The organism is Paenibacillus sp. S02 (genome assembly GCF_019454065.1).
GTDB classification, from domain to species: Bacteria; Bacillota; Bacilli; order Paenibacillales; family Paenibacillaceae; genus Paenibacillus; species Paenibacillus polymyxa_B.
This window is the reverse complement of record NZ_CP073682.1, coordinates 5,321,982-5,347,750: the sequence shown is the minus strand read 5'-3', so window position 1 is coordinate 5,347,750 and position 25,769 is coordinate 5,321,982. Positions and strand designations below refer to the sequence as shown.

The following is a 25,769-nucleotide window of genomic DNA, read 5'->3' as shown; positions in this document are numbered from 1 at the left end:
TTGGTTGCGCAGGGGCTGGCTGGCACCAGCCCTTTTTCCATGTATATCTTACCACGATGAATTTTAGACCTCAACCGAGGATTTTACAAAAATCTAATAAACGGCTTCCAATGAACAATATATAGATCGAAATGGTTTCGTTTGTCTATATTTGCACTTTGGAGCGACAGGAATCGAATTTTGTGAAATTCTACTAACTATGTAAGGTTACAAGTTATGTGCTTTTTTGCGCCCCGTGGTCTGTGCGGTATGCTATAATAGGCGATAGTAGAATAGATTACTGAATTTGTCAGGAGCGTTTTAAATATGGATGTAAGCATACTGGTCGTCAACTATAATACGTGTCAATTGACGCTGGATTGTTTGCAGTCGGTGTATGCGTCAAAGTCGCAGTACCGATATGAAGTGATTGTTATTGATAATCACTCCAGTGACGGATCTGTTGAGGCTATTCGTGCTGCATACCCGGAGATTACGTTGATAGCCAATAAGGATAATACAGGTTTTGCCAAGGCAAACAACCAGGGGATGGAAGTAGCCAGCGGGCGTTATGTATTGTTGTTGAATTCCGATACGTTGGTGCAACCGGACACGCTGGATACAATGGTTCAGTTTATGGATACGCATCCGGAGATGGGGGCATCGGGCTGCAAGGTCGTCTTGCCGGATGGATCATTAGACAAGGCTTGTAAGCGAGGATTTCCAACGCCGTCAGCTTCTTTTTACTACGCTTTCGGCTGGTCGAAGCGTTACCCGGAAAACCCGAAGTACAATCAATACCAGCTTGGGCATCTAAGCCCGGACGATGAGTATCCTGTAGATGTACTGGTAGGTGCTTTTATGCTGGTGCGCCGGGAGACGATTGACCAGGTCGGGGGTTTGGACGAAACCTTTTTTATGTATGGTGAAGATATTGACTGGTGTTACCGGATTAAGCAAGCCGGGTGGGGCATTTACTACTACCCGCGCACATATATTATTCATATCAAAGGGGGCAGCGCTCGCCGTCGTCCTTTGAAAATTATTTATGAGTTTCATAGAGCAATGTGGGTATTTCATCGTAAGCATTATAAACAGCAATACAGTTGGATCACCAATATGGCTGTATATGCGGGAATTACCGTGAAATTTGGAATGGCCTTTCTAAAAAATAAGTTGTCCGCACCGGTCAAGCCTGACGGCGGGGAACAATCTCGTACTGAGGTGAAAGCATGATACGCAGAAATCAGCGTTTTTTAACCCAATTATATATTGTGGCGGATTTCGCGGTCATTCAGTTGTCCTTTCTGATCGCTTGGTTTTTCAAATTTGAAAGTGAATGGATCACCTATAAAGAACCGCTTCCTATTCAAGTATATGGAGGCTGGAGCTTAATCTACGGCCTGATTGCTGTAGTGTTGGGGATGTTATTCTCGCTCTATTCGCCCAAACGCAAAAAACGGTTTGCAGATGACGTATTCCGCGTCACCCAGATTCATATCGTTGGCCTGTTCGTGCTGTTGAGTGTGATGTTCTTTGTGAAGCAAATCGACATTTCGCGTTCTTATCTGGCAATCTATATGGTTGGAAACGTGCTGCTTATTTTGTTTTACCGATTTTTTTTGAAGCAAGTTCTTAAAGCTCTCCGTCAAAAAGGATACAACAAGCAGTTCATGCTTATTCTCGGTGCAGGTACTCTAGGCCAACGATTTTATCATAATCTTGGACAGTATCCTGATCTGGGATACGAGGTAGTGGGTTTTCTGGATGATAAGCGGCATTGGAGTGAAGAGGAAGAGGCGCATTTGCGCCCGATTCTTGGAGGCTTAGATCAATTGGAGGCTACGCTGTCGCATCTGATGATTGACGAGGTCATTCTAGCGCTGCCGCTGGATGCTCATGATAAGTACCCCAAGATTATCAACATGTGTGAAAAGGCTGGAGTGCGCACGCTTATAATCCCCGACTTTTTCGATTATTTGCCGGCTCGACCGTACTTTGATAACTTTGCAGGCATGCCGATGATCAATGTACGGGATATTCCACTAGATGTGGCGGGGAACCGATTATTTAAGCGTCTATTCGATATTTTATTCTCTTTATTCGCGATTCTCCTGACCTCTCCGATCATGCTGGCAGTGGCGATTGGTGTGATGGTCACGTCCAGAGGTCCAATCATTTTTAAGCAGGAGCGAGTAGGCTTGAATCGTCGTACCTTCCGAATGTACAAATTCCGTTCGATGAAGGTGCTGCCTTCTGGGACTGAAGATACGGGCTGGACGACTGCGAATGATCCACGACGCACACGCTTTGGTACTTTTATTCGTAAAACGAGTCTCGACGAGCTGCCGCAATTTTTCAACGTTCTGCTTGGTGATATGAGTGTCGTTGGTCCACGCCCAGAACGACCCTATTATGTGGATCAGTTCCGTGAGGAAATTCCGAAATACATGGTGAAGCATCATGTTCGTCCCGGAATCACAGGCTGGGCACAGAGCAACGGGCTGCGTGGAGATACATCTATTGAGGAACGGATTAAGCATGACATCTTCTATATTGAGAACTGGTCGCTCTTATTCGATATTAAAATTATTTTCCGTACGATTCGCAATGGTTTCAAGAACGCGTATTAATCCAGAGTCACCCTTCGGTTTAGCCGGAGGGTGTTTTTGCGTCTGGCAGTTGTTTTGAACATGCGTATGTAGGGTATTGACCTGTACGAAAAGGATGTGACACCCTATGAAACGATTGATTGCTACGGTCATTCTTTTAATGTTAATCGGCACATTTTTACTGGCTTACAAAGGACAATCTACAGAAGAACATACTGGCTTTACCACGCACCGCGTGATTTCGCATGCCATGGGAGCCGTTGATGGTTTGGCCTATACTAATGCGCGTGAAGCGTTTGTGGAAAATTATAAAAAAGGCAGCCGCGTATTCGAGGTCGACCTGATGTTTACTTCGGATGGACAATTGGTGGCGCGCCATGAATGGACAGAATCTTTTACAGAGCAAATGCAACAGGAACACGCAGTTGCTACAGAACAGGGCGGAAAACCTTGGAGCTATCATCAATTTAAGAACACACCTATACACGGTTCCTATACCCCAGTAGATTGGAAGGATGTATTGGATTTATTGGAAACATACCCGGATGCTTATATTGTGACCGATACGAAAGAACAGGACCCTGCCCAAATCAAACAGTTGTTTGCACAACTGACCCGTCAGGCACAGGAGAAAAACCCCAAGCTTTTGTCCCGTATTGTTCCTCAAATTTACAATGAAGAAATGCTGCAAACGTTGCGGAGTATTTATCCCTATCCATCTGTTATTTATACGCTCTATGCCACAGAGGATAAAGATGACCAGATCATTCGATTTGTACAACAAAATGATATAACGGCAGTAACTTTACCAGAGAATCGGGTGAGTGGTGCTTTAGTGGAAAGTTTGCGTCAGGTAGGGGCAGTGTGCTACGTAAATACCATTAATGAGTTGAAGGATGCGGCTGAGTATGAACAGATGGGTGTGCGAGGTTTCTATACAGATATTTTAACGGAAAAAGAACTTAGTAAACGCAGTTGGTTGTATGCGCTACGACCATGAGCTGTCTGAACGGGGTGTTCCCATTTGATACGAACATTGACACCTTTTAAGCACTGTCATAGACTTAGCATAGAACGCTTTTGGATATTGGAATTCGGCTCGACTGGATCATAACAAAAGCAATGGATGCTGGAGGAATGTGTGTTGGCAGATTCAATTCAATCATGGAAGCATGTGTTTAAGCTTGATCCTGACAAGGAACTGGATGATGAGGCACTTGACGCCGTGTGTATGTCTGGTACGGACGCCATTATGGTAGGAGGTTCATCGGGCGTAACCTATGAGAATACGGTGGATTTGCTGTCACGGGTTCGGCGTTATGAGGTGCCGTGTGTGCTTGAGGTGTCCGATCTGGAGGCTGTAGTGCCAGGGTTTGATCTATATATGATTCCCATGGTACTGAATACCACTGACAGTAATTGGATTCTAGGGCAGCACCAACGTGCAATTGAACAGCTTGGTTATATGATCCCGTGGGATTTGCTTGTGGCGGAAGGATATATTGTTTTGAACGGTGATTCTACGGTCGCTAAGCTTACCGGAGCAGATACTTCGCTGGATGCTTCATCTGCCGCCTCATATGCACAGATTGCTGACAAGCTCATGCATCTGCCGATTGTATATGTGGAATATAGCGGTGCTTTTGGGGATATGGAGCTGGTGCAAAAAATACATCGCAGTACGGAGCGCTCTCGTGTCCTATACGGGGGAGGAATCGTGGATAAATCTACCGCGTTACAAGCGGCTGCTGTTTGTGACACCATTGTAGTAGGAAACATCATTTATCGTGACTTGGCGAAGGCGCTGGAGACGATAGCTGTGAAATTGGAAGTATAGAACGTGAATTTATGGAAGCTCAGGGAAAGGAGCATGCACGCATGCAATCAATAGATATACACGAGGCGGTAGCTCGCCTTAATCCGCCTCAGCGTCAGGCTGTGGAGGCGGTAGATGGTCCGCTGCTGATTATGGCTGGCGCAGGCAGTGGTAAAACACGGGTGCTCACGCACCGAATAGCTTACCTCATCGCGACCCGCAAGACGGCTCCATGGGGCATTTTGGCGATTACCTTTACGAACAAGGCTGCGCGTGAAATGCAGGATCGCGTATCCAAGCTGATTGGCCCGCAGGGGAGAGATGTGTGGGTATCCACCTTCCACTCGATGTGTGTGCGTATTTTACGTCGGGATATCGAGCGGATTGGCTTCACCTCCAATTTCAGCATTTTGGATTCTACGGATCAATTGTCTGTCATTCGGAGCTGCATGAAGGATCTGAATATAGACACCAAAAAGTTTGAACCCAAAGCGGTTCAGTCTATGATGAGTACGGCTAAAAATGAACTGGTCACTCCCGAAATGTATGAGCGCAAGATTGGCGACTATTTTGAGGGGATTGTGGCGAAGGTATATACCAAGTACCAACAACGGCTCAAAAACAACAACTCTCTTGATTTTGATGATTTGATCATGGCAACGATTCAGCTTTTTAAAGAAGTACCTGAGGTACTGGATTTCTACCAGAAGAAATTTCAATACATTCATGTTGATGAATATCAGGATACGAACCGTGCGCAGTACATGCTGTGCAAAATGCTGGCCGACAAGCATCACCGGATTTGCGTAGTAGGTGACAGTGACCAATCCATCTATCGGTGGCGGGGGGCGGATATTAGCAACATTTTGAATTTTGAAGAGGACTACCCGGAAGCGCGCACCATTTTGCTGGAGCAGAACTACCGGTCCACCTCGAATATTCTCAATGCTGCCAACGAAGTAATTGGTCTAAATACAGGCCGCAAGCCGAAGAAACTATGGACTGACAAAGAAGGCGGCGCCAAAATTAAAGTTTATCGTGCTGACTCTGAGCATGATGAGGGCTACTTTATCGCCTCCGAAATTCATAAGAATATTAATGCAGGCAAAACCTATAGCCATCATGCCATTTTGTACCGTACGAATGCTCAGTCTCGGGTTGTCGAGGAAATTTTGATTAAATCGGATATTCCTTACCAGATCGTGGGAGGTATCAAGTTCTATGATCGGAAGGAAATTAAGGATTTGCTGGCGTATCTTCGCCTGCTCTCCAATCCTGACGACGACATCAGCTTGATCCGAATCATTAATGTGCCAAAACGAAGCATCGGAGACACAACCGTCGGCAAATTGCAGGCAGCTGCAGCGGAACGTGGAGTTTCGATTTTCCGTGTCCTTCAAGTTGTAGACGATTTGGGCTTTGCAGGACGTACGCGCAATGCGTTGGTAGAGTTTTACGATATGATCGAAGGTTTAAGTCGGATGGTAGACTACCTGTCGGTTACCGAGTTAACAGAAAAAATGCTGGAAACCACCCAATATCGATTGGAGCTGCAAAACGAGAATACACTTGAGTCACGCTCGCGTTTGGAGAATATTGATGAGTTCCTGTCGGTAACCATGGAATTTGAAAAAGGAGCGGAAGACAAGTCACTCGTCTCCTTCCTGACCGACCTTGCTCTGATTGCCGATATTGATTCCATGAATGACGATGAAGAAGAGCAAAGCGATGCGGTTGTATTGATGACTATGCATAGCGCCAAAGGACTGGAGTTTCCTATCGTATTTATTGTCGGTATGGAGGAGGGAGTGTTCCCTCATAGTCGTGCCTTTTTAGATAACGAAGAGCTGGAGGAGGAGCGCAGATTGGCGTATGTCGGGATTACCCGTGCAGAGGAGCAACTGTTCCTTACATGCGCGCAGATGCGCACTTTGTTTGGCCGCACCACAGCTAACCCGCCTTCCCGCTTTCTCGAAGAGATTCCGGACGAGTTAAAAGAGGATACGATCATTAAACGTGACCGCTACCGCCATTCAGGCAATGTAGGCGGATCTTATGGTGGGCGCGGACTGAATAAAGGTAGTGGCAGCAACTTTGGTGGAGAACGCTCGTTTGATACGATGAGCCGTAGTGGTTCGTCCGCTTCCGCGTCACCCCGCGTAACAGTAACGACCTCCTCATCTGCGAAAGCAACTCCGGCTGCTTCGGCAGGAGGCCCCTCCATTTTTGCTGCTGGAGACAAGGTACAGCATGGCAAATGGGGGATTGGAACCATTGTCGCTGTAAAAGGGACGGGTAATGATATGGAGCTTCAAATTGCTTTCCCGGCTCCAGTAGGGGTTAAACGACTGTTAGCTGGCTTTGCACCGATTACAAAAGTAGAATAAATCTCAAACATCATTAAATCTCGAACCTCATGAGTGGCAGCTTGGCTTAGGGCCTCTGCCCTGATGAAGTTCCCGGAGGGATACGCCTGCATGAACCCAATGCACAGGATGGAGCAGCTTGTTGCTGAACTGAACACATATAACTATCATTACTACACACTGGATGAACCCAAGATCAGCGACAAAGAATATGATGTGCTTTATGACGAGCTGGTAGCGCTTGAACAGACGAGCGGTCTTGTGCTGCCGGATTCGCCGACACAGCGTGTGGGCGGGGAGTTACTCAAAGGGTTCACACCGCATCGCCACCTTGCCCCATTATGGAGCCTTGATAAAGCTCAGAATATGGAACAGCTGCGTGCATGGAACGCGCGTGTCGTGAAGCTGGTCAATGATTACAATACCAAGAACCCGGAGCAACCTTTGCCATCTCCAGGTTATGCGATAGAACTTAAATTTGATGGTCTAACGCTGAACCTGACGTATACTGATGGACAGCTGGTACAGGCTTCTACCCGCGGTAATGGTGTTGTGGGTGAGGGGATATTGGCGCAGGTAAAAACGATTAAATCCGTGCCACTTACAATTCCTTTTCGAAATGGAACTATTGAAGTTCAGGGAGAAGGGATAATGAATCTCTCTGTACTGTCCAAATATAATGAGACTGCCGCAGACCCTCTTAAAAACGCACGCAACGCCGCAGCTGGCGCTTTGCGTAACTTGAATCCCAAAGTGACAGCAGAACGGCGATTGAATGCATTTTTCTACAATGTGGGGTATGCAGACCGTATCCAGTTTAACAGCCACCAGGAAATGATGACTTTCCTGCGTGAAAATCATTTTAAGGTAAACCCTTACCTGACTTACTTTGATAATTTTGAAGATGTAATGGAGCAACTGATTGAGATTGAAGAATCTCGTGCCGGATTGGATTACCTCATTGATGGGGCAGTATTGAAAATTACAGATATGCGCACACGTGAGGCTCTCGGGTATACCGATAAATTCCCACGCTGGGCGGTGGCATATAAGTTCGAAGCCGAGGAAACGACAACGGTGCTTAACTCGGTTGAGTGGAATGTAGGACGAACTGGTAAAATCACCCCACTCGCAAGGGTAGAGCCAGTAGAGCTGGCGGGAGTCACTGTACAAAATTGTACACTGAACAATGCTGGTGACATTGAACGCAAAAACCTGAAGTTTGCTTTGGGTGCACGTGTGTTTATCCGTCGCTCAAACGATGTCATTCCGGAGATATTAGGAAAGGTAACGTCTGAGAACGACGGGGAGGAAATTGTCGTACCAGATCATTGTCCAGCCTGCGGGTTTCCGTTGCAGCAGCGAGGTGCCCATTTGTTTTGTGACAATAAGCTGGGGTGTAAACCACAAATTGTGGCTCGTATTTCCCATTTTGCTTCACGTGATGCTATGGATATTGAGACATTTAGTGACAAAACGGCCATACAGCTACATGACGAACTGGAAGTGCGCGAGCCTGCGGATCTGTATACACTCCAATATGATGATCTTGTGAAGCTGGAGCGGTTTGGTGAGAAAAAGGCCAGTAACCTCTTGGCGGCACTAGAAAAGAGTAAAGAGAGAGATTTGGCTTCTTTCCTTTATGCTCTGGGTATACCGAATACCGGTAAAGCGACAACACGTATGTTGGCTGAACATTACCGTGATTTGCACAAGACGATGTCCGCTACGGTGGAAGAACTGATAGAACTACCGGATGTAGGCGGGATTGTAGCCGAAAGCATTGTGGCTTTCTTTGCCGATCCATTTACTCAGGCGGGAATTGAAAAGATGCTGTCTCTAGGGGTGAAAGCTCAGGCCCCTGAAGCTCCACAGGAGAAGAAGACAGACAGCTTTTTCAGTGGCAAAACGGTCGTGCTTACAGGTACCTTGCATCAGCTTACGCGTGACGAAGCTGTATCCAAGCTGGAGGCGCTGGGAGCCAAAGTTGCGGGGTCTGTATCGAAAAAGACGGATCTAGTCATAGCTGGTGAAAAGGCTGGGAGTAAGCTAGCTAAGGCCCAACAGCTCGGAATTGACACCATAGAAGATGAGGATGAATTTATCAGACTGCTGGAACAAGAATAAATAGTTTTGCAATGAGTGCAGTCATTCCGCTCTGGGGCGGGGTGGCTGCCTTATTATCTGTTGTATAGTAGGAAATAAAATAGATATAAATAAATGCTTGCTAAATAACTTTAGGCATGATATATTATTAGACGTTGCTTTGAGAATAACATTTCTTGAAGCGAGGTTGCTGAAAAGATAATCAAAAAAAGATTTGACAAGAAAGCAACTAACATGATATGATCTAATTCCTGGCTCGTTGAACGAACGAGAACAGACAAGTTCTTTGAAAACTGAACAAATGGATGATGAAATAAAGATTTCTTCTTTTATAAAGAAGAATCGCTAGCATTAAAATGAGCTTATCGCTCTTTCTATAAACCAACTTCGGTTGGTCTTTAATGGAGAGTTTGATCCTGGCTCAGGACGAACGCTGGCGGCGTGCCTAATACATGCAAGTCGAGCGGGGTTGATTAGAAGCTTGCTTCTAATCAACCTAGCGGCGGACGGGTGAGTAACACGTAGGCAACCTGCCCACAAGACAGGGATAACTACCGGAAACGGTAGCTAATACCCGATATATCCTTTTCCTGCATGGGAGAAGGAGGAAAGACGGAGCAATCTGTCACTTGTGGATGGGCCTGCGGCGCATTAGCTAGTTGGTGGGGTAAAGGCCTACCAAGGCGACGATGCGTAGCCGACCTGAGAGGGTGATCGGCCACACTGGGACTGAGACACGGCCCAGACTCCTACGGGAGGCAGCAGTAGGGAATCTTCCGCAATGGGCGAAAGCCTGACGGAGCAACGCCGCGTGAGTGATGAAGGTTTTCGGATCGTAAAGCTCTGTTGCCAGGGAAGAACGTCTTGTAGAGTAACTGCTACAAGAGTGACGGTACCTGAGAAGAAAGCCCCGGCTAACTACGTGCCAGCAGCCGCGGTAATACGTAGGGGGCAAGCGTTGTCCGGAATTATTGGGCGTAAAGCGCGCGCAGGCGGCTCTTTAAGTCTGGTGTTTAATCCCGAGGCTCAACTTCGGGTCGCACTGGAAACTGGGGAGCTTGAGTGCAGAAGAGGAGAGTGGAATTCCACGTGTAGCGGTGAAATGCGTAGATATGTGGAGGAACACCAGTGGCGAAGGCGACTCTCTGGGCTGTAACTGACGCTGAGGCGCGAAAGCGTGGGGAGCAAACAGGATTAGATACCCTGGTAGTCCACGCCGTAAACGATGAATGCTAGGTGTTAGGGGTTTCGATACCCTTGGTGCCGAAGTTAACACATTAAGCATTCCGCCTGGGGAGTACGGTCGCAAGACTGAAACTCAAAGGAATTGACGGGGACCCGCACAAGCAGTGGAGTATGTGGTTTAATTCGAAGCAACGCGAAGAACCTTACCAGGTCTTGACATCCCTCTGATCGGTCTAGAGATAGATCTTTCCTTCGGGACAGAGGAGACAGGTGGTGCATGGTTGTCGTCAGCTCGTGTCGTGAGATGTTGGGTTAAGTCCCGCAACGAGCGCAACCCTTATGCTTAGTTGCCAGCAGGTCAAGCTGGGCACTCTAAGCAGACTGCCGGTGACAAACCGGAGGAAGGTGGGGATGACGTCAAATCATCATGCCCCTTATGACCTGGGCTACACACGTACTACAATGGCCGGTACAACGGGAAGCGAAATCGCGAGGTGGAGCCAATCCTAGAAAAGCCGGTCTCAGTTCGGATTGTAGGCTGCAACTCGCCTACATGAAGTCGGAATTGCTAGTAATCGCGGATCAGCATGCCGCGGTGAATACGTTCCCGGGTCTTGTACACACCGCCCGTCACACCACGAGAGTTTACAACACCCGAAGTCGGTGGGGTAACCCGTAAGGGAGCCAGCCGCCGAAGGTGGGGTAGATGATTGGGGTGAAGTCGTAACAAGGTAGCCGTATCGGAAGGTGCGGCTGGATCACCTCCTTTCTATGGAGAATCGTTTCCTGCAACGGAAACATTCAAATATGAAGCGTAAGCTTCAAAAAAAATCATCATTCCATTTGTTCAGTTTTGATGGAACTTGTGAGGGGCCATAGCTCAGCTGGGAGAGCGCCTGCCTTGCACGCAGGAGGTCAGCGGTTCGATCCCGCTTGGCTCCACCAATTACAATTTCATCTTAAACTGTATGAGAATCGTTAACTCTTTGGAGATTGACTGATAATCAAACAGCTTTGCACCTTGAAAACTGGATACCGAAACGAAATTGCGTTTTAGAATATTCCTTTAAGCTGATCTTGTGTAAACAAGTGAAATAAAGGTAGCTGCCTTGAATTTCATTCACACATTTGTGTTGAACCGAAATTCAAAGCAAATCGTATTTACGATGTAAATACTAGGTTAAGCTACAAAGAGCACACGGAGGATGCCTAGGCGCCAGGAGCCGACGAAGGACGTGGCGAACAACGATAAGGCCTCGGGGAGCTGTAAGCAAGCTTTGATCCGGGGATGTCCGAATGGGGAAACCCGGCTGTCTTCATCGACAGTCACTTTCTGCTGAATACATAGGCAGAATAGAGGCAGACCAGGGGAACTGAAACATCTAAGTACCCTGAGGAAGAGAAAACAATAGTGATTCCGTCAGTAGCGGCGAGCGAACGCGGATTAGCCCAAACCAAGGAGCTTGCTCCTTGGGGTTGTGGGACGTCTCACATGGAGTTACAAAGGAACCGGTTAGATGAAGAGGTCTGGAAAGGCCCGCCAGAGAAGGTAAAAGCCCTGTAGTTCAAAACTTGTTCTCTCCGAGACGGATCCCGAGTAGTGCGGGGCACGTGAAACCCCGTATGAATCCGGCAGGACCATCTGCCAAGGCTAAATACTCCCTGGCGACCGATAGTGAAGCAGTACCGTGAGGGAAAGGTGAAAAGCACCCCGGAAGGGGAGTGAAATAGATCCTGAAACCGTGTGCTTACAAGAAGTCAGAGCCCGATCTATGGGTGATGGCGTGCCTTTTGTAGAATGAACCGGCGAGTTACGTTCCCGTGCAAGGTTAAGGTGAAGAGCTGAAGCCGCAGCGAAAGCGAGTCTGAATAGGGCGAATGAGTACGTGGACGTAGACCCGAAACCGGGTGATCTACCCCTGTCCAGGGTGAAGGTGCGGTAACACGCACTGGAGGCCCGAACCCACGCATGTTGAAAAATGCGGGGATGAGGTGGGGGTAGCGGAGAAATTCCAATCGAACCCGGAGATAGCTGGTTCTCCCCGAAATAGCTTTAGGGCTAGCCTCGGAAAAAAGAATCGTGGAGGTAGAGCACTGATTGGGTGCGGGGCCCGCAAGGGTTACCAAGCTCAGTCAAACTCCGAATGCCATAGATTTAGTTCCGGGAGTCAGACAGTGAGTGCTAAGATCCATTGTCGAAAGGGAAACAGCCCAGACCATCAGCTAAGGTCCCCAAGTGTGTGTTAAGTGGGAAAGGATGTGGAGTTGCACAGACAACCAGGATGTTGGCTTAGAAGCAGCCACCATTGAAAGAGTGCGTAATAGCTCACTGGTCGAGTGACTCTGCGCCGAAAATGTAACGGGGCTAAACACACCACCGAAGCTATGGCTTGATGCTTGCATCAGGGGTAGGGGAGCGTTGAATGCGGGTTGAAGGTGTACCGTAAGGAGCGCTGGACTGCATTCAAGTGAGAATGCCGGTATGAGTAACGAAAAGATCTGTGAGAATCAGATCCGCCGAAAGCCTAAGGGTTCCTGAGGAAGGTTCGTCCGCTCAGGGTAAGTCGGGACCTAAGGCGAGGCCGATAGGCGTAGTCGAAGGACAACAGGTCGAAATTCCTGTACCACCGTAATCCGTTATGAGCGATGGGGTGACGCAGTAGGGTAGTGACGCGGACTGATGGATGTCCGTCTAAGCAGTGAGGCTGGTGTGTAGGCAAATCCGCACATCGTAAGGCTGGGCTGTGATGGGGAGCGAAAATTGTAGTAGCGAAGGTCATGATCTCAGACTGCCAAGAAAAGCCTCTAGCCAGGAGAAGGTGCCCGTACCGCAAACCGACACAGGTAGGCGAGAAGAGAATTCTAAGGCGCGCGGAAGAACTCTCGTTAAGGAACTCGGCAAAATGACCCCGTAACTTCGGGAGAAGGGGTGCCTCGGTAGGGTGAATAGCCCGAGGGGGCCGCAGTGAAAAGGCCCAAGCGACTGTTTAGCAAAAACACAGGTCTGTGCGAAGCCGCAAGGCGAAGTATACGGGCTGACGCCTGCCCGGTGCTGGAAGGTTAAGGGGAGTGGTAAGCCCTTCGGGGCGAAGCTATGAACCGAAGCCCCAGTAAACGGCGGCCGTAACTATAACGGTCCTAAGGTAGCGAAATTCCTTGTCAGGTAAATTCTGACCCGCACGAATGGCGTAACGACTTGGGCGCTGTCTCAACGAGAGATCCGGTGAAATTTTAATACCTGTGAAGATGCAGGTTACCCGCGACAAGACGGAAAGACCCCATGGAGCTTTACTGCAGCTTGATATTGAATTTGGGTACGATCTGTACAGGATAGGTGGGAGCCGTTGAACTTTGAGCGCCAGCTTGAAGGGAGGCATCCTTGGGATACCACCCTGATCGTATCTAGGTTCTAACTTGGTACCGTAATCCGGTGCGAGGACAGTGTCAGGTGGGCAGTTTGACTGGGGCGGTCGCCTCCTAAAGAGTAACGGAGGCGCCCCAAGGTTCCCTCAGAATGGTTGGAAATCATTCGAAGAGTGCAAAGGCAGAAGGGAGCTTGACTGCGAGACCTACAAGTCGAGCAGGGACGAAAGTCGGGCTTAGTGATCCGGTGGTACCGCATGGAAGGGCCATCGCTCAACGGATAAAAGCTACCCTGGGGATAACAGGCTTATCTCCCCCAAGAGTCCACATCGACGGGGAGGTTTGGCACCTCGATGTCGGCTCATCGCATCCTGGGGCTGAAGTAGGTCCCAAGGGTTGGGCTGTTCGCCCATTAAAGCGGTACGCGAGCTGGGTTCAGAACGTCGTGAGACAGTTCGGTCCCTATCTGTCGTGGGCGTAGGAAATTTGAGAGGAGCTGTCCTTAGTACGAGAGGACCGGGATGGACGTACCGCTGGTGTACCAGTTGTTCCGCCAGGAGCACCGCTGGGTAGCTATGTACGGAAGGGATAAGCGCTGAAAGCATCTAAGCGTGAAGCCCCCCTCAAGATGAGATTTCCCAGTATGTAAGACCCCTTGAAGACGACGAGGTAGATAGGTTGGGGGTGGAAGTGCAGTAATGCATGGAGCTGACCAATACTAATCGGTCGAGGGCTTATCCTAAATAAAACGCAAATGAGTTTCGGATCCAGTTTTCAGGGTGTAACCTTGAAGGTATGTACAAGTGACATACGACAAGCGCATGGCTATTCATTCACACGATAGTGATGAACCGAATAACCATACGGTAGAATTTGCACAGCAAATTCATGTTTGGTGGCGATAGCGGAGGGGTTCCACACGTACCCATCCCGAACACGACCGTTAAGCCCTCCAGCGCCGATGGTACTTGGACCGCAGGGTCCTGGGAGAGTAGGACGTCGCCAAGCAAAAGTGAAAAGGATGATAATCTCATTGAGATTATCATCCTTTTTTATGCGTTTTTAGATGAACATCTGCTTCTAAGGTTGACAGAGAGAATGGGGTTTGCCACACTCTAAGTGTGTAATCTTTTTATGGATGCCCAAGTATACAAGCGAGGTGACGAAGTTATGGAGATCAGACAATTACAACGTGAGGAATTTGAAGCGGCTATTGAATTATCTCAATATGCTTTTCAGTTTACAATGTCCCTGGAGGATCTGGAAAAATCCAAGAAGAAATTCAAACCAGAGCAAACATGGGGAATATTCGACGGACATGACTTGAATGCTAAACTGACTTTGTTACCGCTACAGGTATACATAAACGGTCAGGTTTTTGATATGGGGGGCATTGCTGGTGTGGCAACGTGGCCAGAAAAGCGTCGCGGAGGCATGGTGTCACGTTTGCTGACGCATGCGCTTGAAGAAATGAAGTCTGCGGGACAAAGCCTTTCTTTTCTGCATCCATTCTCCTTTGCCTTCTATCGTAAATTTGGTTGGGAAACGTATATTGAATATAAAAAGTACGTCATTCCCATTGATAAATTCCCTGCAAAACTTAAAACAGAAGGTACAGTCAAACGCGATGTCAAAGATATTTTAGAATTGGACCAAGTGTATCAAGCGTATGCATCTCGTTATAATGGCACGCTGGTACGAGATAAGGAATGGTGGCAAGAGCGGATTTTAAATGAGAACTATCGAACTGCGGTATATTACTCAGAAACAGGCGATCCTCAGGGATATGCACTATACAAAATTGAAGATAAACAGTTGAATTGTGATGAGTTGATTTATGAAAATGAGACGGCTCGTCGGGCTTTATGGACTTATTTTGCAAATCATGACTCAATGATAGCCCAAGGTAAATTTAATTACGTTCCAGCAGATGACAATCTGCCATTTTTACTCGATGATCCACGAATTCAACAGGAAACTGTGCCTTATTTTATGGGTCGTATTGTGGATGCAGCTGCTTTTATAGAAAGATACCCTTTTGAACAGATTGGAGAAGAAACAAGTTTAACCTTAAATCTGACTGATCGGTATGCTCCATGGAATGATGGATTATGGAGATTAACGATTACTACGAAGGGGCAAGGACATCTGGAGAGAGTGGATATAAGCAATTCATCTGAAAACGCCATAGTAGCTGACTTGAAACTTGGGATTCAGTCACTGACCACTCTGATGCTTGGCTACCAGCAGGCTGATGATCTGTATAAATGGGGTCGTATTGAAGGGGGCAGTGAGTCTGTGTCTGCACTTAAACGTGTAATACCAGTAAAACAAACGTTCTTATTGGATTTTTTCTGATAAAGGCCATTTAGTTCTTCTTAGGCTCCATCTTTCAGGGAACATGACTTGTGTGGTTATCATAATTTTCAAAACTCTTTCTGTAATGGGAAGAGTTTTTTTATGGTATTGTATAAAACATAATTAGATTGCGAAAAATGGTATTGACCCCTTGGCAAAAATGAATAATGTGCTATAATATGAATATAGTCAAAGAAAGTCAAAGTCAATCAAGCCTAGTGTGATTCTGTAGAAGTACTATGCTGATGGATTAGCTGTATAAGGTAATTTTGATAGCAAAGAAGTAAATGAGGATCGAAATGATTTGCGTATAGTTAGGAGCTGACTCTTATGAACATAAGAGAAGTGTATGATTAATCGCAAATAAAGGCCACACTAGAGACAAAACGGTACAATTCCAATGGATGTAGATCAGGCAATAGCCTGAATACAGCTTAGATTCGTGACTTTACCGTTTGGTTAAGTTCAATATACGGCGGACTCTGTGGAGCGTGAAATGTACTTGAATACTTGCGTTTCCGTTAGTGGAGGATGATGAAATGCGCAATGTTTCCGATATTATTGAACAATATTTGAAGAGTATATTGCTGGAAAGTCCCCAAGGTTTAGTGGAGATTCAGCGCAATGATCTGGCTGACCGCTTTTCCTGCGTGCCGTCGCAAATTAATTATGTAATTAGCACCCGGTTTACGCTGGAAAAAGGCTATGTGGTGGAAAGTAAACGCGGTGGCGGGGGCTACATTCGTATTCAGCGAATTCAGCTGCCTGCACAGCATGCCATCCATACACATCTTCATCAGAGCATCGGGGAGGAAATAAGCCAATCGGCAGCCGAAGGACTGATTTATCAGTTAGAGGAAGCCCATTTTTTAAGCAAAAGGGAAGCAAATCTAATGAAGGCTGCTTTATCAAGGGATACATTATTACTGAAGCTTCCCTATCGTGATCAACTGCGAGCAAGATTGCTTAAGGCTATGCTGATCTCGTTGCTGGCGACCAAATAGTGTGTGAATAGAGACTAACGTTTGGATGTAGGGATTGGTATAAATCCTGACATTGAAGGAGGTGCTTTTATGCTGTGCCAAGAATGTAATATGCGGCCGGCAACTTTGCATTTCACCAAAATTGTGAATGGCGAAAAGACAGAGTTTCATATTTGTGAGACGTGTGCCAAGGAAAAAGGGGAGATGATCCCTGGAACACCTAACGGCTTTTCGATTCATAGCTTGTTGTCGGGGATGTTGGATTTTGACTCCAGTACAAAGAGCCAGTCTCCAGGCCACAGTGGTCCGCAGAACCTGCAATGCAAGGATTGTGGCATGACCTATGCACAGTTTAGTAAGTTAGGACGTTTCGGATGCCCATCGTGCTATCAATATTTTGATAGTCGTCTGGACCCTCTGTTCAAGCGTGTGCATGGCAGTACGAATCATGTTGGTAAAGTTCCGGTTCGCACTGGAGGCCGACTGAAGGTTAAACGGCAAATTGACGATTTGAAAAAAGAGATGCAACAGCATATTGTACAGGAAGAATTTGAATCAGCTGCTGAGCTTAGGGATCAAATCAGAGAGCTTGAAAAAGAAATGACTAAAGAGTAAAGTTTGTGAAGAGTAGGAGGGATGCGTAATGCCCAATATTCGGTTTACGGAGAAGCCGCTAAGTGACTGGATGCGTGGTGATGCTGCGGATTCGGAGATTGTCATTAGCAGCCGGGTGAGAATTGCGCGTAACTTGCAGCATCTGCCTTTTCCCATGCTTGCTACCAATCAGCAATCGGAAGAAGCACTTCAACGCTTAACGGATATCCTTCAGTATGATGATTTGGGTGGTTTTGGTACTTTTCATACGTTGAAAATATCCGAGTTGGATGAGATCGACAAGCGGGTGCTGGTTGAGAAGCATTTGATTAGTCCTAATTTGGCGAACGAATCTCGTAACGGTGCTGTTTTAATAAGCGATGATGAATCGGTTAGTGTTATGATAAACGAAGAGGATCATCTGCGTATCCAGTGCTTATATCCGGGATGTCAGGTTAGGGAAGCTTGGGAACGCGCTATGATTATTGATGATGCATTTGAGGCGCATGTTGATTATGCATTTGATGATCGGAGAGGTTTTCTGACCAGTTGTCCGACGAATGTCGGCACAGGTATGAGAGCTTCGGTGATGATGCATTTGCCCGCATTAGTCATGACTCATCAAATCAATCGTATATTGTCTGCTGTTTCACAGGTAGGTCTTACAGTTCGTGGCATTTACGGTGAAGGTAGCGAAGCGGTCGGAAATTTGTTTCAGGTATCTAATCAGATTACACTGGGACAAACCGAAGCGGAGATTATTGAGAATCTACATGGCGTGGTGCTACAAATTATTGAGCATGAGCGTTCTGCCAGAGAAAGGCTAATGAATGAATCTATGCTGCGAATTACAGATCGGGTGATGCGTTCATTCGGTATTTTGTCATATGCAGCAGTATTGGATTCCAAGGAGGCTGCACAGCGGCTATCCGATGTACGTCTTGGCGTAGATTTAGGAATTTTGGAGCGTCCTTCCACCGCAGCGATGAATGAGCTGAATGTGATGACACAACCCGGGTTCCTGCAAAAAAGCTTTGGGGATAAAATGAATACCGAAGAGCGCGATATGTACCGGGCGAAGCTGATCCGGCAAAAATTAGGCACAACCCTTTAATATATAGAATGATCTGAAATACACACTGTGGAGGTGCAGGATATATGATGTTTGGAAGATTTACGGAACGTGCACAGAAAGTGCTTGCTTTGGCTCAGGAAGAAGCTGTTCGATTGGGACACAACAACATTGGCACAGAGCACATTTTGCTAGGCCTCATTCGTGAAGGTGAAGGAATAGCCGCAAAAGCCTTAATCGGTTTAGGGCTGGGACTGGAAAAAATCCAGGATGAAGTGGAAACGCTGATTGGACGCGGTCAAGAGCAACCGACGAACATTGCCTATACTCCACGCGCCAAAAAAGTCATCGAACTGTCTATGGATGAAGCCCGCAAACTGGGCCATACCTATGTAGGTACAGAACATATTTTGCTTGGTCTTATTCGTGAAGGTGAAGGCGTAGCAGCACGTGTACTGAACAACCTGGGCATCAGTCTGAACAAAGCGCGTCAGCAAGTGCTTCAATTGCTCGGCAGCAGCGAGGCTGTTTCCAGCCATCACGGTGCTCCAGCTAATGTCAGCACGCCAACTCTGGACAGTCTGGCACGCGATCTGACGGCATCTGCGAAGGAAAACAACCTGGACCCTGTTATTGGGCGTAGCAAGGAAATTGAACGCGTAATTCAGGTGCTCAGCCGCCGTACAAAGAACAATCCGGTTCTAATCGGTGAGCCTGGGGTAGGTAAAACGGCGATTGCCGAAGGATTGGCCCAAAAAATCATAGCGAATGAGATTCCCGAAACGTTGCGCGACAAGCGCGTAATGACGCTGGATATGGGTTCTGTGGTAGCAGGCACCAAGTATCGTGGTGAATTCGAGGATCGTTTGAAAAAAATTATGGACGAGATTCGTCAAGCGGGTAATATCGTGTTGTTCATTGATGAGCTGCATACGCTGATTGGTGCTGGTGGAGCGGAAGGCGCAATTGATGCGTCCAACATCCTGAAACCTGCTCTGGCACGTGGCGAGCTGCAATGCATCGGTGCGACCACGCTGGATGAATACCGCAAATATATTGAGAAAGATGCTGCTTTGGAACGTCGTTTTCAACCAATTACAGTGGATCAACCTTCTCCAGAAGAGGCGATTCAAATCTTGTATGGTCTGCGTGACCGTTACGAAGCGCATCACCGTGTAAAGATCACAGATGAGGCTATTGAAGCGGCCGTAAAATTGTCAGATCGTTATATCACCGACCGCTTCCTGCCAGATAAGGCTATTGACCTTATTGATGAAGCGGGCTCCAAAGTAAGGCTGAATTCTTACACTGTACCGCCAAACCTGAAACAGCTGGAAAACCGTCTGGAAGATATCCGTAAGGAAAAGGATTCAGCGGTACAAAGTCAGGAGTTTGAAAAAGCGGCAGCGCTGCGTGATACAGAGCAAAAAATCCGTGAAGAGCTAGACGTGACGAAAAACCAATGGAAAGAACAACAGGGTCGTACAGATTCTGAAGTTACACCAGAGGATATCGCTCAGGTCGTTGCAATCTGGACAGGTGTTCCAGTCAGCAAGCTGAAAGAGGAAGAAACACACCGCTTGTTGAATATGGAAGAGTTGCTGCATGAGCGGGTAATTGGACAGGATGAAGCAGTTAAGGCAGTAAGCCGGGCGATTCGCCGGGCACGTGCCGGACTGAAAGATCCGAAGCGTCCAATCGGTTCCTTTATTTTCCTCGGCCCAACTGGGGTTGGTAAAACAGAGTTGGCACGCGCCTTGGCTGAATCCATGTTTGGAGATGAAAATGCGGTTATCCGTATTGATATGTCCGAATATATGGAGAAACACTCCACGTCCCGTCTGGTAGGAGCACCTCCAGGGTACGTTGGATATGAAGAAGGCGGTCAATTGACTGAGAAGGTACGTCGTAAGCCATACTCTGTTGTGTTGCTGGATGAAATTGAAAAAGCACACCCAGAAGTATTCAATATTCTTCTGCAAGTGCTGGAAGATGGTCGTCTAACAGATTCCAAAGGTCGTGTCGTCGATTTCCGTAACACACTCATCATCCTAACATCTAATGTTGGTGCACAGGCGATTAAACGTAACTCCACGCTTGGCTTTACAGCTGTAGTGGACGCTGGAGCGGATTACGATAATATGAAGGGCAAAGTGATGGATGAACTGAAGAAAAGTTTCCGTCCTGAGTTCTTGAACCGGATTGATGAAATTATCGTTTTCCATTCTCTCGAAGAAAAACATATTGCCGAAATTGTGTCACTCATGTCTGAGGAGCTGCGTAAGCGCCTGAATGAGTATGAGGTGGACTTCGAGTTGACAGACAACGCTAAAAAATTCCTTGCCAAGGAAGGCTTTGATCCAGCGTATGGTGCGCGTCCATTGCGTCGTGCAATCCAGAAGCATATTGAAGATCGCCTGTCCGAGGAACTGTTGACTGGCAACATTACTAAAGGTGACTCTCTCTTCATTGATGAGGAGAATGGCGCATTGACTGTAACGAAAAAGGATAATGTATCTGCCAAGTCCTAAAGCAGTTTACTAAATAAATAGTAGAAAAGGGTGTCTCGCAGGCTGGAAAGCTATTGCGAAGACACCCTTTTTGTGTATAAAACACGGTGAAATGGTCGGGTAAATGCTTTGGGAAAGTTTGTGATATTGCTTTACGTCCGCCAAGCTTCAATGGTAAACTTTTATTGTTACAGCTCTTTCTGGGCTGTATGAACATAAATTTGACATCATCGTCGTCAATAAGGAGCCAAGGAATAAAGTATGGCTAAAGTGAAAACTAAATTTTCCTGTACGGAATGTGGTTATGAATCGCCCAAATGGTACGGAAAATGTCCTGGATGCCAGGCGTGGAATTCCATGGTCGAAGAAACGGAAAGCGTTGTAAAAACTCAAGGAATGGGGTCTTCCCTTCTTACTCATAGCACAAAAGACAAGCCACTCCCTATTATAGAGGTGGAGAGTGGCAAAGAAACACGAATTTTGACGGGAATTGGCGAATTGAATCGAGTACTCGGTGGAGGTGTGGTACCGGGTTCACTCGTTTTGGTGGGCGGTGATCCGGGAATCGGTAAATCTACGCTTATGCTGCAAACATCTAATGAGCTGGCTTTAACTGGTTTAAAGGTGCTGTACGTGTCTGGTGAGGAATCTGTCCGTCAAACGAAACTACGTGCAGATCGGCTCGGTGCCTTGTCCCCCAGCCTATACGTATTATGTGAGACGAATTTGGAGACGATTGAAGAAGCGGTGGACAGCTTGAAGCCGGAGTTTTTGGTCATCGACTCGATACAGACCGTATATTTGCCTGAGGTGACGAGTGCACCAGGTAGTGTGGCTCAGGTGCGGGAGTGTACTTCACGCTTTATGCGAATTGCCAAGGGGCTAGGTATTGCTACGGTATTGGTAGGACATGTGACCAAGGAAGGGGCCATTGCAGGTCCACGTTTGTTGGAACATATGGTTGATTGTGTGCTTTATTTTGAAGGAGAGCGTCATCATACGTATCGGCTTTTGCGTGCAGTTAAAAACCGTTTCGGTTCTACAAATGAAATTGGTATTTTTGAAATGGCTGAAAGCGGTTTGCGTGAGGTGTCAAATCCTTCTGAACTATTCCTGTCTGAACGACCACTGGGGGTGGCGGGTTCTACTGTTGTAGCCAGTATGGAAGGAACCCGACCTGTATTGGTTGAACTGCAAGCATTGATTGCAGCTACGCATTTCCCATCTCCGCGCCGAATGGGCACAGGAGTCGACCATCATCGAATGGGATTAATCATAGCCGTGCTAGAAAAGCGGATGGGCATGTTTTTGCAAAACCAGGATGCTTATCTCAACGTAGCCGGAGGCGTGAAGTTGGATGAACCGGCGGTGGATTTGGCTATAGCTGTGAGCATTGCTTCCAGCTTTAGGGATGCTCCTACTAAGCCGTATGATGTGATTTTTGGCGAGGTGGGACTGACAGGTGAGGTACGTGCGGTATCCCGAGCAGAACAGCGAGTACGGGAAGCGGAGAAACTAGGTTTCAAACGGGTGATCATGCCGGAGAAAAGCTTGAAGGGCTGGACACATCCGAAAGGGATTCAAATTATAGGAGTAGGAACGGTGGCAGATGCACTGGCAGCCGCATTAGATTAGGGGGCATTGAGAATGAAAGAAGCGAGCCAACTGGATAAAATGAACGATTTGCTGCGGCTTGTGGCACCGGGAACTCCCTTTCGCGACGGGTTGGAAAACGTTTTGCGTGCCAAAACGGGTGCTCTTCTGGTCGTTGGCTATAGCCCAGAAGTTATGGAAGTCGTGGATGGCGGTTTCTCCATTAATTGTGATTTTTCGCCGAACTATTTGTATGAGTTGGCTAAAATGGACGGCGCAATCATATTGAGCGAGGATTTAAAACGAATTTTATATGCCAATACGCAACTGATTCCGGACTCCTCCATTTCTTCAATTGAAACAGGAATTCGGCACCGGACAGCAGAACGAGTTGCAAAGCAGACTGGCAAACTAGTGGTTTCTATTTCCCAGCGGCGTAATATTATTACCTTGTATCAGGGGACATTACGGTATGCGCTCAAGGAAATCGGGGTTATTTTGACGAAAGCCAATCAGGCTATTCAGACGTTAGAGAAATATAGATCCGTGTTGGGGCAAGCCTCTACGAATTTGACAGCATCTGAATTTGAAGAGCTGGTTACCATGCCGGAGGTCGTTAATGTCATCCAGCGGATCGAAATGGTGCTGCGCATCAAAATGGAGATCAAACGATTTATTAACGAGCTCGGAAATGAGGGCCGTCTGATTAGTATGCAGATGGAAGAGCTTGTCAGCAACATTGAGGAAGAAGCATGGTTGCTGTATAAGGATTATGCCAAAGACGATAGCGACGAGAAGATTCGTGAAATTATATTGGGACTCAAACGTTCTACGGACGACGAATTGTTGGATGTGAATCATATTGTACGTTTACTAGGCTACCCTTCTTCAGCTGCGACATCAGAGGAATATATTGCTGCACGCGGCTATCGGGTACTGAACAAGATACCGCGTTTACCGAATGTGATTATTCATAATCTGGTGGAGCGGTTTGGACGTTTTCCACATGTCATAACAGCAACGATAGAAGAACTGGATGAAGTGGATGGTATTGGAGAGGTTCGTGCGCGTACGATTAAAGAAGGTCTTAAACGTTTGCAGGAACAAGTTTTCATTGACAGGCAAATGTAAATGTAATACAGTGAAAGGATTATAATGGAACAATTCATACATTGAGGTGAAGAGATGATTACCAAATCAATTCCGAACATGTGTACCTTAGGTAACTTGTTTCTCGGAATGATCGCCATTTTATTGGCTGTAGACGGAAAATACAGTCTTGCCGCTATTATGGTTATTGTCGCCATGTTGTTGGACGGACTGGATGGAAGGATGGCCCGGGTCCTGAATGCCCAAAGCGAATTCGGTAAAGAACTGGACTCCTTATCAGATATGATATCTTTTGGTGTTGCTCCCGCAGTTATTATGTACATGGTTGCTTTTCATGATGCGAATTCGGCTCTTGCTTGGACGGTTACTGCCATTTTCCCGATGTGCGGAGCGTTGCGTTTGGCTCGATTTAACGTACGTCCTGGTGTACCAGGTTATTTTACGGGTTTGCCAATTCCGGCAGCAGGTGGCGTATTAGCCACTTTGTCCTTATTCCATAACGATATTTCATTGTTATACATGTCGATTGCCATGTTGCTAGTTTCTTATTTGATGGTCAGTTCCATGAGATATCCTAATTTTAAAAAGGTCGGCCTCCCCAAAAAAGCGATCTGGGTTGCTCCATGGGTCGTAATTGCAGCGGTGGTGTTGGCTGTTAAATTCCCTGACCAGCTGTCGAAGCTGATTTTTGTACCGCTGGTGCTGTATGCATTGTATGGTATGAAGCTGAACATTCGTAAGCTGTCACGCAGACGTGGACGTGATCGGGAGCGTTCCAGTCAGGAAGAACAGGACGATCAATATCGTCATTCACAGCGTTAGTATCAAGCAAGAACAAGAATAAGCATTTATTTCCTTGAAGCATTTCAGGGAGATAAATGCTTTTTTTTATGCATAAAAAGTGAAAACACAGGGTTAGTTATGTTGGAAATGGATCATACTGGTAAGAGAAATGCTATGTATCCAATAAATAGCAGACTATATGAAAAGAAAATAAAGGAGGTATAGAGACTCAATGTGGAGAAAGGCTATTTTAACTTTTACAGGATTGTGCGGAGCATGGTTTGGCTATACGTTATACCAGCGGGTAGGAGGCATTGTATCGTGGATGCCACAATGGTTGAGTGATGGGTCTTTACCGGGAATCGTTGTTTGGATGATGGCGGGAGCAGTGCTATTTATGGCTGGATGCTCATTCGCAGGGGCATCCGTGGCGAATCGATTGCAGCAGGGCATTGAAGGCTTGGTACGAATTCCGATGAACGAGATGATGGCAGGTGTGATTGGTTTAGCGGTGGGATTGATACTTTCCTTAGCAGTTTATCCGCTTTTTTCATGGTTGGGGGCCCCGGGTCAACTTATCCAGACGGCTGTTACCGTGATATGTGGATATGTGGGATTGATGGTTGGGCTAGAGAAGCGGGACGAGCTGTCATCCTTTTGGAGTTCTGGTTTTTTTGGTCGGGGAACGGGTGTAGAAGAACGCAAGCTGGAGGAGCATAAAATACTGGATACCAGCGTCATTATAGATGGGCGTATTGCAGATATTTGCAAGACAGGTTTTATTGAAGGAACGATTGTAATTCCTGAATTTGTGCTGGAGGAGCTTCAACATATTGCAGATTCATCAGATTTGCTTAAGCGTAATCGTGGACGGCGGGGTTTGGATATTTTGAATAAAATCCAAAAAGAACTGGATGTGAATGTGCTCATTTACGAAGGTGATTTTGAGGAGATTTCAGAGGTCGACAGTAAGTTGGTCAAGCTGGCAAAGGTGTTACAGGGTAAAGTTGTAACTAATGATTTTAACCTGAATAAAGTATGCGAACTTCAAGGTGTATCAGTGCTGAATATTAACGATTTGGCGAATGCAGTGAAGCCTGTCGTACTGCCCGGTGAGGAAATTATGGTGCAGATTATTAAAGACGGCAAGGAGCATGGGCAGGGTGTAGCCTATCTGGATGATGGCACGATGATTGTTGTAGAAGGCGGACGTGACTATATTGGCTCTCTGATGGAGGTGCTGGTCACGAGTGTACTTCAGACCTCAGCCGGCCGTATGATCTTTGCCAAACCGAAATTATTGGAAAAAGCTCAATAAACGCGGTATGATGAAGTAGAT

15 protein-coding genes, 1 tRNA gene and 3 rRNA genes are annotated in these 25,769 nt (G+C 46.9%); all 19 read left to right on the top strand.

Annotated elements, in window-relative coordinates:
• Positions 1–306 precede the first annotated feature (306 nt).
• The 19 genes from KAI36_RS23880 (at position 307) to KAI36_RS23790 (ending at position 25,748) form a co-directional block, all read left to right on the top strand.
• On the top strand, positions 307–1,215 hold the full coding sequence (locus KAI36_RS23880; protein WP_220026175.1) for a glycosyltransferase family 2 protein: 909 nt from the start codon (positions 307–309) through the stop codon (positions 1,213–1,215).
• Positions 1,212–2,612, top strand: coding sequence for an undecaprenyl-phosphate glucose phosphotransferase (locus KAI36_RS23875; protein WP_103744788.1), 1,401 nt, complete (start codon positions 1,212–1,214; stop codon positions 2,610–2,612). Before KAI36_RS23880 ends, KAI36_RS23875 begins: the two co-directional genes overlap by 4 nt.
• A 106-nt stretch (positions 2,613–2,718) precedes the next feature.
• Positions 2,719–3,591 carry a phosphatidylinositol-specific phospholipase C/glycerophosphodiester phosphodiesterase family protein gene (locus tag KAI36_RS23870; RefSeq protein WP_220026174.1) on the top strand — a complete coding sequence of 291 codons (873 nt, stop codon included), beginning with the start codon at positions 2,719–2,721 and terminating at the stop codon, positions 3,589–3,591.
• 144 nt (positions 3,592–3,735) lie between these two features.
• Positions 3,736–4,428: a heptaprenylglyceryl phosphate synthase gene (pcrB, locus tag KAI36_RS23865; protein ID WP_481856501.1), complete on the top strand. Its 693-nt coding sequence runs from the start codon at positions 3,736–3,738 to the stop codon at positions 4,426–4,428.
• 41 nt (positions 4,429–4,469) lie between these two features.
• Complete coding sequence (gene pcrA / locus KAI36_RS23860; RefSeq protein ID WP_220026173.1) at positions 4,470–6,794, top strand: DNA helicase PcrA; 2,325 nt, start codon at positions 4,470–4,472, stop codon at positions 6,792–6,794.
• A 90-nt stretch (positions 6,795–6,884) separates the two neighbouring features.
• Positions 6,885–8,900 (top strand): NAD-dependent DNA ligase LigA, encoded by a 2,016-nt coding sequence (gene ligA, locus KAI36_RS23855; RefSeq protein WP_220026172.1) that lies wholly within the window; start codon positions 6,885–6,887, stop codon positions 8,898–8,900.
• Between the two features lie 377 nt (positions 8,901–9,277).
• Positions 9,278–10,833 (top strand): 16S ribosomal RNA (locus tag KAI36_RS23850).
• Between the two features lie 100 nt (positions 10,834–10,933).
• Positions 10,934–11,009: transfer RNA gene (locus KAI36_RS23845), tRNA-Ala, on the top strand.
• 233 nt (positions 11,010–11,242) lie between these two features.
• Positions 11,243–14,169, top strand: a 23S ribosomal RNA gene (locus KAI36_RS23840).
• 149 nt (positions 14,170–14,318) lie between these two features.
• Positions 14,319–14,435: ribosomal RNA gene (rrf, locus tag KAI36_RS23835) — 5S ribosomal RNA — on the top strand.
• The 16S, 23S and 5S rRNA genes sit together here with 1 tRNA gene alongside, the layout of an rRNA operon.
• A gap of 162 nt (positions 14,436–14,597) precedes the next feature.
• Positions 14,598–15,785 (top strand): GNAT family N-acetyltransferase, encoded by a 1,188-nt coding sequence (locus KAI36_RS23830; RefSeq protein ID WP_220026171.1) that lies wholly within the window; start codon positions 14,598–14,600, stop codon positions 15,783–15,785.
• 539 nt (positions 15,786–16,324) lie between these two features.
• On the top strand, positions 16,325–16,789 hold the full coding sequence (locus tag KAI36_RS23825) for a CtsR family transcriptional regulator (protein WP_013312188.1): 465 nt from the start codon (positions 16,325–16,327) through the stop codon (positions 16,787–16,789).
• Positions 16,790–16,858: 69 nt separating this feature from the next.
• Positions 16,859–17,383, top strand: a complete 525-nt coding sequence (gene mcsA, locus KAI36_RS23820) for a protein-arginine kinase activator protein McsA (RefSeq protein ID WP_220026170.1) — start codon at positions 16,859–16,861, stop codon at positions 17,381–17,383.
• A gap of 28 nt (positions 17,384–17,411) precedes the next feature.
• Positions 17,412–18,476 (top strand): protein-arginine kinase McsB, encoded by a 1,065-nt coding sequence (gene mcsB, locus KAI36_RS23815; protein ID WP_039274956.1) that lies wholly within the window; start codon positions 17,412–17,414, stop codon positions 18,474–18,476.
• A 44-nt stretch (positions 18,477–18,520) separates the two neighbouring features.
• Positions 18,521–20,965, top strand: a complete 2,445-nt coding sequence (clpC, locus tag KAI36_RS23810; RefSeq protein WP_023990572.1) for an ATP-dependent protease ATP-binding subunit ClpC — start codon at positions 18,521–18,523, stop codon at positions 20,963–20,965.
• A gap of 240 nt (positions 20,966–21,205) precedes the next feature.
• Positions 21,206–22,579: a DNA repair protein RadA gene (radA, locus tag KAI36_RS23805; RefSeq protein WP_013312184.1), complete on the top strand. Its 1,374-nt coding sequence runs from the start codon at positions 21,206–21,208 to the stop codon at positions 22,577–22,579.
• A gap of 12 nt (positions 22,580–22,591) precedes the next feature.
• Positions 22,592–23,668: a DNA integrity scanning diadenylate cyclase DisA gene (disA, locus tag KAI36_RS23800; protein WP_013312183.1), complete on the top strand. Its 1,077-nt coding sequence runs from the start codon at positions 22,592–22,594 to the stop codon at positions 23,666–23,668.
• Between the two features lie 54 nt (positions 23,669–23,722).
• Positions 23,723–24,469: a CDP-diacylglycerol--serine O-phosphatidyltransferase gene (gene pssA / locus KAI36_RS23795; RefSeq protein ID WP_025723803.1), complete on the top strand. Its 747-nt coding sequence runs from the start codon at positions 23,723–23,725 to the stop codon at positions 24,467–24,469.
• 193 nt (positions 24,470–24,662) lie between these two features.
• Entirely contained in the window at positions 24,663–25,748 is a 1,086-nt protein-coding gene (locus KAI36_RS23790; RefSeq protein WP_013312181.1) for a PIN/TRAM domain-containing protein, read from the top strand.
• The last annotated feature ends 21 nt before the right edge of the window (positions 25,749–25,769 follow it).

Bases quoted from the DNA above. Each gene is read 5' to 3' on its own strand.
- mcsB (WP_039274956.1), top strand. From the start codon at position 17,412: ATGCCCAATATTCGGTTTACGGAGAAGCCGCTAAGTGACTGGATGCGT.
- disA (WP_013312183.1), top strand. From the start codon at position 22,592: ATGAAAGAAGCGAGCCAACTGGATAAAATGAACGATTTGCTGCGGCTT.
- mcsA (WP_220026170.1), top strand. From the start codon at position 16,859: ATGCTGTGCCAAGAATGTAATATGCGGCCGGCAACTTTGCATTTCACC.
- KAI36_RS23875 (WP_103744788.1), top strand. From the start codon at position 1,212: ATGATACGCAGAAATCAGCGTTTTTTAACCCAATTATATATTGTGGCG.
- KAI36_RS23870 (WP_220026174.1), top strand. From the start codon at position 2,719: ATGAAACGATTGATTGCTACGGTCATTCTTTTAATGTTAATCGGCACA.
- radA (WP_013312184.1), top strand. From the start codon at position 21,206: ATGGCTAAAGTGAAAACTAAATTTTCCTGTACGGAATGTGGTTATGAA.
- ligA (WP_220026172.1), top strand. From the start codon at position 6,885: ATGAACCCAATGCACAGGATGGAGCAGCTTGTTGCTGAACTGAACACA.
- clpC (WP_023990572.1), top strand. From the start codon at position 18,521: ATGATGTTTGGAAGATTTACGGAACGTGCACAGAAAGTGCTTGCTTTG.
- pcrA (WP_220026173.1), top strand. From the start codon at position 4,470: ATGCAATCAATAGATATACACGAGGCGGTAGCTCGCCTTAATCCGCCT.
- KAI36_RS23790 (WP_013312181.1), top strand. From the start codon at position 24,663: ATGTGGAGAAAGGCTATTTTAACTTTTACAGGATTGTGCGGAGCATGG.
- pssA (WP_025723803.1), top strand. From the start codon at position 23,723: ATGATTACCAAATCAATTCCGAACATGTGTACCTTAGGTAACTTGTTT.
- KAI36_RS23825 (WP_013312188.1), top strand. From the start codon at position 16,325: ATGCGCAATGTTTCCGATATTATTGAACAATATTTGAAGAGTATATTG.
- KAI36_RS23830 (WP_220026171.1), top strand. From the start codon at position 14,598: ATGGAGATCAGACAATTACAACGTGAGGAATTTGAAGCGGCTATTGAA.
- KAI36_RS23880 (WP_220026175.1), top strand. From the start codon at position 307: ATGGATGTAAGCATACTGGTCGTCAACTATAATACGTGTCAATTGACG.